The following is a 12,698-nucleotide window of genomic DNA, read 5'->3' as shown; positions in this document are numbered from 1 at the left end:
TCGTTGCAGGCGGTCCGCCGCTTCGTATGGTTCCCCGTATATCGGGGACCCGGAGTTTCGTATGACCGTACAAGTGCAAGTGATGCCCCCCAAGAAAGGGCCTCCCATGGCCGCCTCCCGCCTGGTCGTGCTGGTCTCTGGTTCCGGCACCAACCTCCAGGCCCTGCTCGACGCCATCGACGCCCACCCCGACGGCCCCGAGGGCTTCGGCGCCCGGGTCGTCGCCGTCGGCGCCGACCGCGACGGCATCGTCGGCCTGGAGCGCGCGCAGAAGGCGGGGATCCCCACCTTCGTGTGCCCGGTCAAGGCGTACGCCACCCGCGCGGAGTGGGACGCCGCGCTCACCGCGGCCACCGCCGCCCACGAGCCGGACCTGGTGGTCTCCGCCGGGTTCATGAAGATCGTCGGACCGGAGTTCCTGGACCGCTTCGGCGGCCGGTTCATCAACACCCACCCCGCCCTGCTGCCCGCCTTCCCGGGCGCGCACGGCGTCCGCGACGCCCTCGCCTACGGCGCCAAGGTCACCGGCTGCACCGTCCACTTCGTGGACAGCGGCGTGGACACCGGCCCCATCATCGCCCAGGGTGTCGTCGAGATCCGGGACGGGGAAGACGAAGCCGCTCTCCATGAGCGCATCAAGGAAGTCGAGCGCACGCTGCTCGTCGACGTCGTGGGGCGCCTGGCCCGGCACGGCTACCGCATTGAGGGACGAAAGGTAACAATCCAGTGACCGCCGTAGAGACCGCAGACAGCAGCAACGACCCGACCACGACCCAGCGGCCGATCCGTCGTGCGCTGATCAGCGTCTACGACAAGACGGGACTGGAAGAGCTGGCCCGCGGCCTGCACGAGGCGGGCGTCGCGCTCGTCTCCACCGGCTCCACCGCCTCCAAGATCGCCGCGGCCGGGGTGCCCGTCACCAAGGTCGAGGAGCTGACCGGTTTCCCCGAGTGCCTGGACGGCCGGGTCAAGACCCTGCACCCGCGCGTGCACGCGGGCATCCTTGCCGACCTGCGCCTGGAGGACCACCGGCGCCAGCTGGCCGAGCTGGGCGTGGAGCCCTTCGACCTGGTCGTCGTCAACCTCTACCCCTTCCTGGCCACCGTCCAGTCCGGTGCCACGCCCGACGAGTGCGTCGAGCAGATCGACATCGGCGGCCCCTCGATGGTCCGCGCGGCCGCCAAGAACCACCCCTCGGTCGCCGTCGTGACCAGCCCCGAGCGGTACGCCGACGTCCTGACCGCGGCCCGGGGCGGCGGCTTCGACCTGACCGCCCGCAAGCGGCTCGCCGCCGAGGCCTTCCAGCACACCGCCGCCTACGACGTGGCCGTCGCCTCCTGGTTCACCAACGGGTACGCCCCCGAGCCCGAGGCCGTCCTGCCCGAGTTCCTGGCCGGCGCCTGGCAGCGCAAGTCCACCCTCCGTTACGGCGAGAACCCCCACCAGGCGGCCGCCCTCTACACGGACGGGCAGCCGGGCGGGATCGCGAACGCCGAGCAGCTGCACGGCAAGGAGATGTCCTTCAACAACTACGTGGACACCGAGGCGGCCCGCCGCGCCGCCTACGACCACGAAGAGCCCTGTGTCGCGATCATCAAGCACGCCAACCCGTGCGGGATCGCCGTGGGCGCGGACGTCGCCGCCGCCCACCGCAAGGCCCACGCCTGTGACCCGCTCTCGGCGTTCGGCGGCGTCATCGCCGTCAACCGCCCGGTGACCGTCGAGCTCGCCGAGCAGGTCGCGGAGATCTTCACCGAGGTCATCGCCGCCCCGGGCTACGAGGACGGCGCGGTCGAGATCCTGGCCAAGAAGAAGAACATCCGCGTCCTGAAGGTCGACGGCACCCCGCACCAGCCGGGTGACCTCAAGCCCGTCTCGGGCGGCGCGCTGCTCCAGCAGTCGGACGTGTTCCAGGCCGAGGGCGACGACCCGGAGAACTGGACCCTCGCGACCGGCGAGGCCCTGTCCGCCGACGAGCTCGCCGAGCTCGCCTTCGCCTGGAAGGCCTGCCGGGCCGTCAAGTCCAACGCGATCCTGCTCGCCAAGGACGGTGCCTCGGTCGGTGTCGGCATGGGCCAGGTCAACCGGGTCGACTCCGCGAAGCTCGCGGTCGAGCGGGCCGGCGCCGAGCGCGCGCAGGGCTCGTACGCGGCCTCCGACGCCTTCTTCCCGTTCCCGGACGGGCTGGAGATCCTCACGGCGGCCGGCATCAAGGCCGTCGTGCAGCCGGGCGGTTCGGTCCGTGACGAGCTGGTCATCGAGGCCGCGAAGGCGGCGGGCGTGACGATGTACTTCACCGGTACCCGCCACTTCTTCCACTGATCGCACCCCGCACACGGCGAAGGCCGCGCCCCCGTCCGGGGGCGCGGCCTTCGCCGTCTTGCGGGCGGTACCGCTTACTTCTTCACGACGATCGTGCCGGCGGCACGGTCGTGCCAGCCCTGCAGCTTGCCGGAGTTGTCGAAGAAGGGGGAGAGGTAGACCAGGAGCTGGCCGATGCCGCAGAGGAACGCGCCGACCATCGGGATGATCCAGCGGACGAAGCCGCCGCCGATGCCCGGGACCTGGCCCGTGTTCTCCTTGACGACCTTCAGGCCCAGGGCCAGCTTGCCGACCGTCGCGCCCACGAACGCGATCATCAGCCATTCGTAGAGCAGGGTGGCGACGAAGAAGACGAGGATGACGCCGAAGAAGGTGGCGATGATGCCGCCGGCGGCCTCGGCCTGGTCGTTGACGCAGCTCTGGTACGCGGAAGACGCGTAGTCCAGGCCGGTGCAGTCCTGGATGCTCTTCGACGCGCCGAAGGCGCTCGCGACACCGATCGCGCTGAGGATCGAGTACAGGACACCGATGACCAGGCCGTCGATCAGACGGGCGCCGAAGCGGCGGCCCATCGTGGCGACCTCGACGGTGCCGAGGCCGGCCACGTTGATGTAGCCGTTGTTCGCCTGGAGCGTGCCGGGGGCCGGGGGCATCGCGCCGTACGGCGGCTGACCCGGCTGCTGCGGGTAGCCGTAGCCGGGCTGGCCCTGCGGGGGGACGCCCTGCGGCGGGATGCCCTGGGGGGCCTGCTGCGGGTAACCGTAGCCGGGCTGGCCCTGCGGCGGCTGCTGCTGTCCGTACGGGTTGTTCGGGTCGCCGAAGCTCATCTTTGGGTTGTTCCTCCGTGGAAGTGCGGGGACGCACGGCACTTTCGGAGGAAACACTGCGTTTTGCGGTCCACCCCCCGGCACTGCCCGCGGCACTCATTGCCCGTCATCGTGGTCCCGGCGCAGGGGGATTGTCCAGCCGGTTCGCGCGGCGGCCGGGACTTGTTGTGCAAGTGCAATGAAATGACCAAGAGGGTCCGGGGGCGCCGCCGGAGGCCTGCCGGGAGCCTTGAGTGGAACCGGGGCCGCTCCATCCGGGAGGATGGGAGCATGACCGCCCAGATTCTCGATGGCAAGGCCACCGCAGCCGCGATCAAGTCCGAACTGACGGCCCGCGTGTCGGCGCTGAAAGCCCGGGGTGTCACCCCCGGCCTCGGCACCCTGCTGGTCGGTGACGATCCGGGCAGCCGCTGGTACGTCAACGGCAAGCACAAGGACTGCGCGGAGGTCGGCATCGCCTCCATCCAGCGCGAACTCCCGGCCACCGCCTCCCAGGAGGACATCGAGGCGGTCGTGCGGGAACTCAACGAGAACCCGCAGTGCACGGGTTACATCGTGCAACTCCCGCTCCCCAAGGGCATCGACACCAACCGCGTCCTGGAGCTGATGGATCCGCTCAAGGACGCCGACGGGCTGCACCCCATGTCCCTCGGCCGGCTGGTGCTCAACGAGCCCGGCCCGCTGCCCTGCACCCCGTACGGGATCGTGACGCTGCTGCGCCACCACGGCGTGGAGATCAACGGCGCGCACGTGGTGGTCCTGGGCCGCGGGGTCACCGTCGGGCGCTCCATCGGGCTGCTCCTGACCCGCAAGTCCGAGAACGCCACCGTCACCCTGTGCCACACCGGTACCCGCGACCTGCCGCGCCTGCTGCGCCAGGCGGACGTCATCGTCGCGGCCGCCGGGGTCCCGCACCTGGTCAAGCCGGAGGACGTGAAGCCGGGCGCGGCGGTGCTCGACGTCGGCGTCAGCCGCGACGAGAGCGGGAAGATCGTCGGCGACGTGCACCCGGGTGTGGCGGAGGTGGCGGGCTGGCTGTCCCCGAACCCCGGCGGTGTCGGCCCGATGACCCGCGCCCAGCTGCTCGTCAATGTCGTCGAGGCGGCGGAACGGATCACCAGTGCGGGTTGAGCACACCACCGGCCCGGCCGGCGGGGAAGGCGACCGGGGGCCTGCCGAGGCGCCCAAGTCCCGCCGGTTCCCGTCCGTCACCCGGGACACCGCCCGCCCCGAGGGCGGGGGCCGGGCCGCTCCCGGGGACGCCCCGGCGCCCGCCCGGCAGTGGCCGATGCTCAGCGTGCTCGCCGCCACGGCGGCCGGGCTGCTGACGACGGCGACGGGTCACCCCCGGGTGGGCTGCCTGATCATCGGGATCGCCCTGATCGCGGCTGCCGTGATGCGGCGCGTACTGCCCTCGGTGGGGATGCTCGCGGTCCGCTCCCGGTTCACGGACCTCGTGACCTACGGGGTGCTCGGCGTGGCCATCACCTTGCTCGCGCTGGTGATGGAGCCCAAGCCCGTGCTGCACGTCCCCTTCCTGGAGACGGCGGTCCGCTTCACCGTCCGCTAGCCCCTGTCCGCAGGGCCCGGGCGCGTTCCCGGGGCGGGATGGGGGCTCGGGCGGCCGTCCGGCCTTCGAACATCCGGGTCCGTGTGCCACGCACCACACGGGCCTGTGGGTTAGCCGCCCCCGGGGTCGGATAGCCTGACCGCGGATGTCTCTTCACGTCAAGATTTAGAGGACAGGGGAGCGGCGTCCTCCAGCACATGGGGCAGGGACGCCCCACCGCCAGCTGTCTAACGGAGAAGGCCATGACCCGCACTCCCGTGAATGTCACCGTCACCGGCGCCGCCGGCCAGATCGGCTACGCGCTGCTCTTCCGCATCGCGTCCGGTCACCTCCTCGGCGCGGACGTGCCGGTCAAGCTCCGGCTCCTCGAGATCCCCCAGGGCATGAAGGCTGCCGAGGGAACCGCCATGGAGCTCGACGACTGCGCCTTCCCGCTGCTCCGCGGCATCGACATCTTCGACGACCCGAACAAGGGCTTCGAGGGTGCCAACGTCGCGCTGCTCGTCGGCGCCCGCCCGCGCACCAAGGGTATGGAGCGCGGTGACCTGCTCTCCGCCAACGGCGGCATCTTCAAGCCGCAGGGCGCCGCGATCAACGCGCACGCCGCGGACGACATCAAGGTCCTGGTCGTGGGCAACCCGGCCAACACCAACGCGCTCATCGCCCAGGCCGCCGCCCCGGACGTACCGGCCGAGCGGTTCACCGCGATGACCCGCCTGGACCACAACCGCGCGATCTCGCAGCTGGCCGCCCGTACCGGCGCCGCCGTCTCCGACATCAAGCGCCTCACCATCTGGGGCAACCACTCGGCGACCCAGTACCCGGACATCTTCCACGCGGAGATCGCCGGCAAGAACGCCGCCGAGGTCGTCAACGACGAGCAGTGGCTGGCCGAGACCTTCATCCCGACCGTCGCCAAGCGCGGCGCCGCGATCATCGAGGCCCGTGGCGCGTCCTCGGCCGCCTCCGCCGCCAACGCCGCCATCGACCACGTCCACACGTGGGTCAACGGCACCGCCGCCGGCGACTGGACCTCGATGGGTGTCCCGTCGGACGGCTCCTACGGTGTCCCCGAGGGCATCATCTCCTCGTTCCCCGTCACCACCAAGGACGGCAAGTACGAGATCGTCCAGGGCCTGGACATCAACGAGTTCTCCCGTGCGCGCATCGACGCGTCCGTGGCGGAGCTCGTCGAGGAGCGCGACGCGGTCCGTGAGCTCGGGCTGATCTGACCGGTCCGATCCGACCGGCCGGACCGGGCCTCTGAGCGGCCCCGGCCCGTTCGAACCAGTACGAACGACGAAACGCCCCGGCCAAACCTGGTCGGGGCGTTTTGGCGTGATTCGGCCTATCGCCTGATGTAGGGGGAACCTAAGGTCGGTCGGTGACCGAGACCCCGATTCCCCGCCAGCCGACCGGTCCGGCCGACTGGGGCGATCCCCGCGCCGGCCGCCCGCCGGTGCACCCCTCGCTCAGCGAGGCCGGCCGGTTCCTCTGCGCGGGTACCTACCTCGACGCCGGATTCCGCGACCGGGTCATCGACGAGCTCTACGTCCACGAAGAGCGCATCGTCGCCCCCTCCTACGGCTTCGACGCCTCCCGGGTGCTCGCCCACGCCCTGCGCGCCCGCCGCACCGAACTCGGCTGGGCGGCCGGGGTGCTCGGCGCCTGGTTCGTCGGCTCCCTCCTCACCGGCGGCGCCCTCATGCTGCTGCTCTTCCCCTTCCTCCTGCTGAGCTTCGCCGACTGGCTGCGCGGCCGGAACACGCCGCTGCTGCGGGCGCTGGCCGTGATCCTGCGCGTCTACGTCTTCGCGATGCTCGCCCTCACCCTGCTCTTCCTCGCCTTCGGCGGATTCGCCCTGATGAGCCTGCTCGGCGACCCGGGCGGGCCCGGCGCCCTGTTCTTCTCCCCGTCCTTCGGGGACACCGCGGCGGCCACCGCCGTCTTCTGGTGGGTGCCCGTGGTCTTCGCCGCCGTGGTCGCCGTCGTCGGCCTCCAGCGCGGCCACGTCTTCCGGACCATCGCCACCGACCTCAACGAGCGCCGCTACGCGGACCACGCCGGCGACCCCGCCGAAGCGGCCCCGGGCGTGCGCTTCCAGCGCGTCCGCGCCCGCATCCGGGCCGAGCAGCACGCGCCGGTGATCACGTACGACGTCAACGACCCGTTCTGCGGCGCAGGCGACCCCTACCGGCCCTGGCAGCTCTCCGTCGAACTGCGCCCGCGCGAGGACCTCGGCCCCGACCGCAAGCCGACGCCCGTCACCAACGCCCACCTCGTCTCCAGGATCGTGCCGCTGCTGGAGCGGCTGCGGGTGCCTTCGCCGCACGGCTCCCTGGAGGCCGAGGCGGCCGTCGGTGACCGGCTGCGGGAACTGGTCGTCGACGAGTGCGTGTTCCTGCCGGCCAACGGGCTGCCGCACCGGGACGCCGCCCAGGCGATCCACGCCCAGTACGCGCAGCAGCGGGCCGCGGCCATCGAGGAGGGCGGCGAGCGCCGCAGGCACTTCCTGCGCGTGCGGGTGGGCGGATGGGACGAGAACCTCGTCGTCACCGTCTTCGTACGGGTCCACACCCAGGGCGGCATGATGATGCTGGAAGTGGCCCCGCACGTGCTGCTCCCCGTGGCGGTCGCCTTCCACAACGCGGACGCCGACGCCCAGCGCTACCGCAACAACAACGCCTTCGGGAAGGCCGTCTGGGCCCTGCGGCAGACCCCCGGTTCCCTCGCGGCCTCCGCCACCACCCTGGGCCGCGGCCTCGCGAGCTGGTGGCGGATCGTGACCGGCGGCCACGGCGGGGCCCGGCCCGAGGGACCGCGCCTGTCGGTGCGCGAACTGGCCTCCGAGGACAACGGATCGCTGTTCCACCTGATGGATCTCGACCGCTTCCTGAAAACGGTTCAGGACCGCGTCGTCGGCGGCGTTATCGTCGCCTTGCACGAAGCGGGCTGGCACACCGAGGAGTTCGCGAAGCGCGCCGTCAACGTCGCCGAGGGCGGGGTGTTCATCCAGTCGGTGAACGGCAGCGCGTTCAGCGTCGGCGGCAGCAACAACACCAACACCGGTCACCACAACAGCGGCAAGGGCAGGGGGAGCAGCGGTGGCAACTGACGGGAGCAACACGGGCACGGGAGGCGGCGGCCCGGCGGAGCCGTCCGTGACCTTCGGCGACATCACCGGCAGCGCGTTCAGCGTCGGCGGCAGCAACAACACCAACACCGTCCGGCACGGGGGCGCAGCCGTCGAGGCGCCCACGCCGCAGGTGCTGCTCGACGCCGTACTGGAACTGCGCGCCGCCCTCGTCCGGCTGCCGCGGGGCGAGGACCGGTCGGCGCTGGACGCCGAACTGGACGGGGCGGCCGAGGAGCTGGAGACGGCGCGGGAGATCCGGCCCGGGCTCGCCGCCCGGCTGCGCGGCGCGCTGGAGCGCTGGGCCCCGCTGGTGGAGTCCGTCAGTGCGGCGACCGCGCTGGGCGAGTTGCTGATCACGCTGGGGGGCTGAACCGTGGCCCCGCAGCCGCAGGGCGCACCCCGCTGGGACGCGCGGACGCAGCGCTGGGTGTGGGACGCCCCCGCCGACACCCCGGCCCCGGGACCCGCTTCCGGCCCCGCCGCGACGCCGCAGGCACCGCCGGCGTACGACCCGCTGGCGCCGACCGCGCCGCAGGCCTACGACGCGGGTGCGTCGCCCGCGCCGCAGGCCCAAGACGGGAGCCGGCCGCCGCTGTACGACGGGGGGCGGCCGCCGCTGTACGACGGGGGCCTGCCGCCGGTGCCGCCGCCGTACGACCCGCACCTGCCGCCCGGCCCGCCGCCACCCCCGCCCGTACCGCCGGGGCCCCCGCGCCCCGACGGGCCGGGCGGGCGGCGGTGGCTGACGCCGACCACGGCCGGCATCGCGGTGGCCGCCCTCGCGATCGGGGCGGCCGCCGTCTGGTTCGTCGAGCGCGGCTCCGGGCAGCCGTCCCCGCACGCGGGGGCGTCGGCGTCGAGCGCCCCGGTGGACGGCGGCGGGTCCGGGTCGCGGCCGCCGCTCGCAGAGTCGTCCGGGAGTCCCTCCGAGAGCCCCTCGGGGAGCCCGTCCGCGAGCACCGGCCCCAGTACGGACGCGGCGCACGAGACGGTCCGGGACCCGAAGGGGTTCACCATCGCCGTGCCGTCCGGCTGGCTCCGGGAGGAGGCCGAGAGCGGCGTCTTCTACCGCTCACCCGACCGGACTTCCCTGCTCCAGGTCTTCCGGGTCAGCGAAGCGGACCTCAGCCCGCTCGGGGCCGTCCAAGGCGCCTCCGCCGACCTGCGCGCCCGCACCTCGGGCTACGAGGAGATCCGCGTCGGGCAGGTGCCGGGTTCCGCCGACGCAGCGGAGCTGGTCTACGAGTACGACAGCGTGGAGTCCCACGGGCGGCGCCGGGGCGTGGAGCGCGTCTCGCGCACCCAGGACGGCGCCAAGTGGGCCGTCCTGACCGCCGGCCCGGCCGCCGACTGGACGGTCACCCTCGGGCACCACTCGGCGGCGCTGGAGGCCTTCCGGCCGGGCGGCTGAGGCGGTGCTCTTGCGGGACCGCCCCCGACGGGGCGTTCAGTGCGCCAGCGAGCCCGGCTTGTAGTGGCCCGGGACCAGCCGGCAGGTGACGCCGAACCGGTTCCAGGCGTTGATCGTGGTGATCACGGCGATCAGCTGGACCAGCTCGGCGTCCTCGAAGTGCCCGGCCGCGGTCGCGTAGACCTCGTCGGGAACGAAGCCGTCCGTCAGGACGGTCACCGACTCCGTCAGTTCGAGCGCCGCCAGCTCCTTCTCGGTGTAGAAGTGCCGCGACTCGCGCCAGGCGGAGAGCTGGACGAGGCGTTCGACGCGCTCGCCCGCCGCCAGGGCGTCCTTGGCGTGCATGTCCAGGCAGAAGGCGCAGTTGTTGAGCTGCGAGGCCCGGGTCTTGACCAGCTCGACCAGGACCGGGTCGAGGCCCTTCTTGGACGCGATCTCCAGGGCGACCATCGCCTTGTAGACCTCGGGTGCGTGCTTGTACCAGTTCAGGCGGGCCGGCTCTTCGGGGGCGTATCCGGTGGTTTCGTTCGTCGTCGTCATGCCCCTACCGTAGGAGGCGGGCAGCCCGCCGATATGGTCCACATCCATGATGGAATCCTGGGCCACTTTCGGCGCCGACCTGCACCTCGACCTCGCCGGCGGAAAGGGCCTGCGGGCCGGGCTGACCGAGGCCCTGCGCGAGGCGGCGCGCAGCGGGCGGCTGGCCCCCGGGACGCGGCTGCCGTCCTCGCGGTCCCTCGCGGCGGACCTGGCCATCGCCCGCAACACGGTCGCCGAGGCGTACGCGGAACTCGTCGCCGAGGGCTGGCTGACGGCCCGCCAGGGCTCCGGCACCCGGGTCGCGGAGCGGGCCAGAGCGCGCCGCAGCGCTCCGGCGCCCGCCGCCCGGGTGCGTCCCCCCGCGCGCCGGGGGCCCGCGTACAGCCTGCTCTCCGGCTCGCCGGACCTGGCCGGCTTCCCCCGCGCGGCCTGGGCGGCGGCGACCCGGCGGGCGCTCGCCGGCGCCCCGAACGAGGCGTTCGGCTACGCGGTGGACGTACGGGGCCGGGTGGAGTTGCGGGAGGCGCTGGCCGGGTACCTGGCGCGGGCGCGCGGCGTGTACGCGGACCCCGAACGGATCGTGCTGTGCGCGGGGTTCGCGCACGGGCTGATGCTGCTGTCGAAGGTGCTGCGGGGGCGGCGGGTACGGGACGTGGCGGTGGAGGGGTACGGGCTCGGCGTACACCGGGAGCTGCTCACGGAGGCCGGGCTGCGGACGCACCCGCTGCGGCTTGACGGGGCCGGGGCGCGGACGGACGAACTGCCCGGCAAGGCGGTGGGCGCGGTCCTGCTCACCCCGGCGCACCAGTTCCCGACGGGCGTCGCGCTGACGCCCGAGCGGCGGACGGCGGCGATCGACTGGGCGCGCACCACGGGCGGCCTGATCCTGGAGGACGACTACGACGGGGAGTTCCGCTACGACCGCCAGCCGGTCGGCGCCCTCCAGGGGCTGGACCCGGACCGCGTGGTGTATCTGGGGACGGCGAGCAAGTCCCTGGCGCCGGGGCTTCGGATGGGCTGGATGGTGGTGCCGGACGCGCTGCTGGAGGAGGTGCTCGCGGCGAAGGGCCGGATCGACTGGACCTCGGGCGCGGTGGAGCACCTGACGCTGGCCGAGTTCATCCGGTCCGGGGCGTACGACCGGCACGTGCGGGGGATGCGGACGCGGTACCGCAGACGCCGGGACGCGGTGGTCGAGGCGGTGTCCGGCAGGGCGTCGGTGACGGGGGTCGCCGGAATCGCGGCGGGGCTGTACGTGGTCCTGGACCTCGCCCGGGGCACGGAGCGGCCGGTGCTCCAGGCGGCGGCCGGGCAGGGGCTGGCCCTGGAGGGCCTGTCGGCCTTCCGCCACCCCCTGTCCGACCTCCCGCCGAGGGAGGCGGTGGTGGTCGGCTACGGCAACCCGCCGGACAGCGCCTGGTCCCCCACCCTGTCGGCCCTCCTTTCGGCCCTCCCCTGAGGAGCGCCCCGCCGGCCCGGCGAAGCGGTCCCGACTCCGCCCGGCCACCACCCCGCCCCCCGCGGCAACCCCCGCCGACACCGGCGCGCCCCGCCGGGGCGGCGCCGCCGGTCCGGCTGACCCCGGCCGTCCCCTCGGCCCGGGCGGGGGCACCGGGCGGACACCCGGGCGGGCCCGGCGGGTGGAGACGCGGTCGGGTCACGGTTCGCCGAAGCGGGCCAGGGCCAGCGAGCCTGCGACCGCCACCGCGAAGCCGAGGACGGCCAGCCAGGTCAGGCCCTCGCGGGTGCGGTCCCCGAGCCAGGCCACGCCCACCGCCGCCGGGCCGACCGTCTCGCCCAGGACCATCCCCGCCGTCGCCGCCGTCACCGAACCCCGCTGGAGCGCCGACGTGAGCAGCAGGAACGCCGCGCCCCCGCCCAACAGCAGGGCGTACAGCGTCGGGTTGGCGAGGTCCGGGCCGTCGATGAGGCGGACCGCCACCTCCACCACCCCGAAGCCGGTCCCCGCCGCCAGGCCCAGCGCCAGGGCCCGGGCGCGGCCGGGGAGCCGGCCCGCCGCCGCCCCGGCGAGCAGCACCACCGCCGCGACCCCCAGCAGCGCCGGCCTCAGCCCGGGCGGGCCCGTCTCCGTGCCCTCCTCGCCCGAGGCCAGCCCCAGCATCACGAGCCCCCCGCACACCACCGCGACGGCCCCCCACTCCGCCCGGCTCAGCCGTACCCGCAGCAGCCGCGCCGCGACCACCGCCGTCACCGCCAGGCTCGCCGCGAGCGCGGCCCCCACCACGTAGATGGGGATGTGCCGCAGCGCCACGATCTGCAGGACGAACCCGATCGCGTCCAGGCCCAGCCCCGCCACGTACCGCCACTGCCGCACCGCCCGCAGCAGCAGGGCCGCGTCCACCCCCGACCCCGTCCCCGGCTCCGCCGCCCGCGCGGCCACCGCCTGCAGGACCGACGCCGTCCCGAAACAGACCGCCGCACCCAGCGCGCAAACCATCCCAATCAGCACGAACAGACTGTAGGTCACCGTCGTGACCAGCGTGTGACGACGGCCGGATTCCATCCCCCGCCACCCCGCTCTAGGCTGTCGGGCAACGCAACCCAGGGGGAGCGAACCCGTACATGGACACCACCGACGCCACCACCCGCCGCCGCATGCGCTCGGGCGCCGTCGCCCTCGGCGGCATGGGCCTGCTCGCCGCCACCCTCGTGGCCTGCGGCAGCAGCGAGCCCGACAAGCGCTGTGCCGACCGCGCCACCTTGCAGAAGCTGAACGAGAAGGAGTGCAAGAGCGGCGGCCGCGGCGCGTACTACTACGGCGGCACCACCAGCAGCGGCAAGGTCAAGGGCGGCAGCTTCGACAAGTCCGCCGTCACCCGCGGCGGCATCGGCGGCCACAGCGGCTCCAGCGGCGGCTGAGGAAAGGTCCGG

13 protein-coding genes are annotated in these 12,698 nt (G+C 73.5%); 10 read left to right on the top strand and 3 right to left on the bottom strand.

Annotated features, from left to right (window positions below; all coding sequences use genetic code 11):
* Positions 1-106 precede the first annotated feature (106 nt).
* Positions 107-730 carry a phosphoribosylglycinamide formyltransferase gene (gene purN, locus ACIA6C_RS08650; RefSeq protein WP_361129621.1) on the top strand — a complete coding sequence of 208 codons (624 nt, stop codon included), beginning with the start codon at positions 107-109 and terminating at the stop codon, positions 728-730.
* Positions 727-2,322 carry a bifunctional phosphoribosylaminoimidazolecarboxamide formyltransferase/IMP cyclohydrolase gene (gene purH / locus ACIA6C_RS08645; RefSeq protein WP_361129618.1) on the top strand — a complete coding sequence of 532 codons (1,596 nt, stop codon included), beginning with the start codon at positions 727-729 and terminating at the stop codon, positions 2,320-2,322. The genes purN and purH overlap by 4 nt, the downstream gene beginning before the upstream one ends.
* A 74-nt stretch (positions 2,323-2,396) precedes the next feature.
* On the opposite strand, the gene ACIA6C_RS08640 is transcribed toward purH, so the two are convergent.
* On the bottom strand, positions 2,397-3,149 hold the full coding sequence (locus ACIA6C_RS08640) for an RDD family protein (protein WP_399273831.1): 753 nt from the start codon (positions 3,147-3,149) through the stop codon (positions 2,397-2,399).
* 270 nt (positions 3,150-3,419) lie between these two features.
* Between ACIA6C_RS08640 and ACIA6C_RS08635 the strand changes: the two genes are divergently transcribed.
* The 6 genes from ACIA6C_RS08635 to ACIA6C_RS08610 all read left to right on the top strand — a co-directional run bounded on the left by ACIA6C_RS08635 (position 3,420) and on the right by ACIA6C_RS08610 (position 9,266).
* Entirely contained in the window at positions 3,420-4,280 is an 861-nt protein-coding gene (locus ACIA6C_RS08635; RefSeq protein ID WP_399273829.1) for a bifunctional methylenetetrahydrofolate dehydrogenase/methenyltetrahydrofolate cyclohydrolase, read from the top strand.
* Entirely contained in the window at positions 4,270-4,719 is a 450-nt protein-coding gene (locus ACIA6C_RS08630) for a DUF3017 domain-containing protein (RefSeq protein ID WP_361129609.1), read from the top strand. The genes ACIA6C_RS08635 and ACIA6C_RS08630 overlap by 11 nt, the downstream gene beginning before the upstream one ends.
* Before the next feature lie 242 nt (positions 4,720-4,961).
* A complete protein-coding gene (locus ACIA6C_RS08625) occupies positions 4,962-5,951 on the top strand; it encodes a malate dehydrogenase (RefSeq protein ID WP_399273827.1) in 990 nt (329 codons plus the stop codon).
* A gap of 152 nt (positions 5,952-6,103) precedes the next feature.
* Positions 6,104-7,834 carry a hypothetical protein gene (locus ACIA6C_RS08620; RefSeq protein WP_399273825.1) on the top strand — a complete coding sequence of 577 codons (1,731 nt, stop codon included), beginning with the start codon at positions 6,104-6,106 and terminating at the stop codon, positions 7,832-7,834.
* The gene (locus tag ACIA6C_RS08615; RefSeq protein ID WP_399273823.1) at positions 7,824-8,225 is read left to right on the top strand and encodes a hypothetical protein; all 402 of its coding nucleotides are present in this window, start codon (positions 7,824-7,826) and stop codon (positions 8,223-8,225) included. The genes ACIA6C_RS08620 and ACIA6C_RS08615 overlap by 11 nt, the downstream gene beginning before the upstream one ends.
* A gap of 3 nt (positions 8,226-8,228) precedes the next feature.
* On the top strand, positions 8,229-9,266 hold the full coding sequence (locus ACIA6C_RS08610; protein ID WP_399273821.1) for a hypothetical protein: 1,038 nt from the start codon (positions 8,229-8,231) through the stop codon (positions 9,264-9,266).
* 36 nt (positions 9,267-9,302) lie between these two features.
* Here the strand turns inward: ACIA6C_RS08610 and ACIA6C_RS08605 are convergent, their stop codons facing one another.
* Positions 9,303-9,806 (bottom strand): carboxymuconolactone decarboxylase family protein, encoded by a 504-nt coding sequence (locus ACIA6C_RS08605; protein ID WP_399273819.1) that lies wholly within the window; start codon positions 9,804-9,806, stop codon positions 9,303-9,305.
* A gap of 46 nt (positions 9,807-9,852) precedes the next feature.
* Here ACIA6C_RS08605 and ACIA6C_RS08600 point away from each other — a divergent pair, with 46 nt between their 5' ends.
* Positions 9,853-11,265, top strand: coding sequence for a PLP-dependent aminotransferase family protein (locus ACIA6C_RS08600; protein ID WP_399273817.1), 1,413 nt, complete (start codon positions 9,853-9,855; stop codon positions 11,263-11,265).
* A gap of 198 nt (positions 11,266-11,463) precedes the next feature.
* Here the strand turns inward: ACIA6C_RS08600 and ACIA6C_RS08595 are convergent, their stop codons facing one another.
* A complete protein-coding gene (locus ACIA6C_RS08595) occupies positions 11,464-12,264 on the bottom strand; it encodes a hypothetical protein (RefSeq protein WP_399274540.1) in 801 nt (266 codons plus the stop codon).
* A 125-nt stretch (positions 12,265-12,389) separates the two neighbouring features.
* On the opposite strand from ACIA6C_RS08595, the gene ACIA6C_RS08590 reads away from it, so the two are divergent.
* Entirely contained in the window at positions 12,390-12,686 is a 297-nt protein-coding gene (locus ACIA6C_RS08590) for a hypothetical protein (protein WP_361129591.1), read from the top strand.
* Positions 12,687-12,698 lie beyond the last annotated feature (12 nt).

Origin of the sequence: Streptomyces sp. NPDC051578, assembly GCF_044454045.1 — a bacterium.
Taxonomy (GTDB): domain Bacteria; phylum Actinomycetota; class Actinomycetes; order Streptomycetales; family Streptomycetaceae; genus Streptomyces.
Note: the sequence above shows the minus strand (reverse complement) of the source record. Positions and strands in the feature narration are given on the sequence as shown.

Coding starts and splice junctions, on each gene's coding strand:
- ACIA6C_RS08605 (WP_399273819.1), bottom strand. CDS start 9,806: ATGACGACGACGAACGAAACCACCGGATACGCCCCCGAAGAGCCGGCC.
- ACIA6C_RS08640 (WP_399273831.1), bottom strand. CDS start 3,149: ATGAGCTTCGGCGACCCGAACAACCCGTACGGACAGCAGCAGCCGCCG.
- ACIA6C_RS08625 (WP_399273827.1), top strand. CDS start 4,962: ATGACCCGCACTCCCGTGAATGTCACCGTCACCGGCGCCGCCGGCCAG.
- ACIA6C_RS08595 (WP_399274540.1), bottom strand. CDS start 12,264: ATGGTTTGCGCGCTGGGTGCGGCGGTCTGTTTCGGGACGGCGTCGGTC.
- ACIA6C_RS08635 (WP_399273829.1), top strand. CDS start 3,420: ATGACCGCCCAGATTCTCGATGGCAAGGCCACCGCAGCCGCGATCAAG.
- ACIA6C_RS08600 (WP_399273817.1), top strand. CDS start 9,853: ATGATGGAATCCTGGGCCACTTTCGGCGCCGACCTGCACCTCGACCTC.
- ACIA6C_RS08590 (WP_361129591.1), top strand. CDS start 12,390: ATGGACACCACCGACGCCACCACCCGCCGCCGCATGCGCTCGGGCGCC.
- purN (WP_361129621.1), top strand. CDS start 107: ATGGCCGCCTCCCGCCTGGTCGTGCTGGTCTCTGGTTCCGGCACCAAC.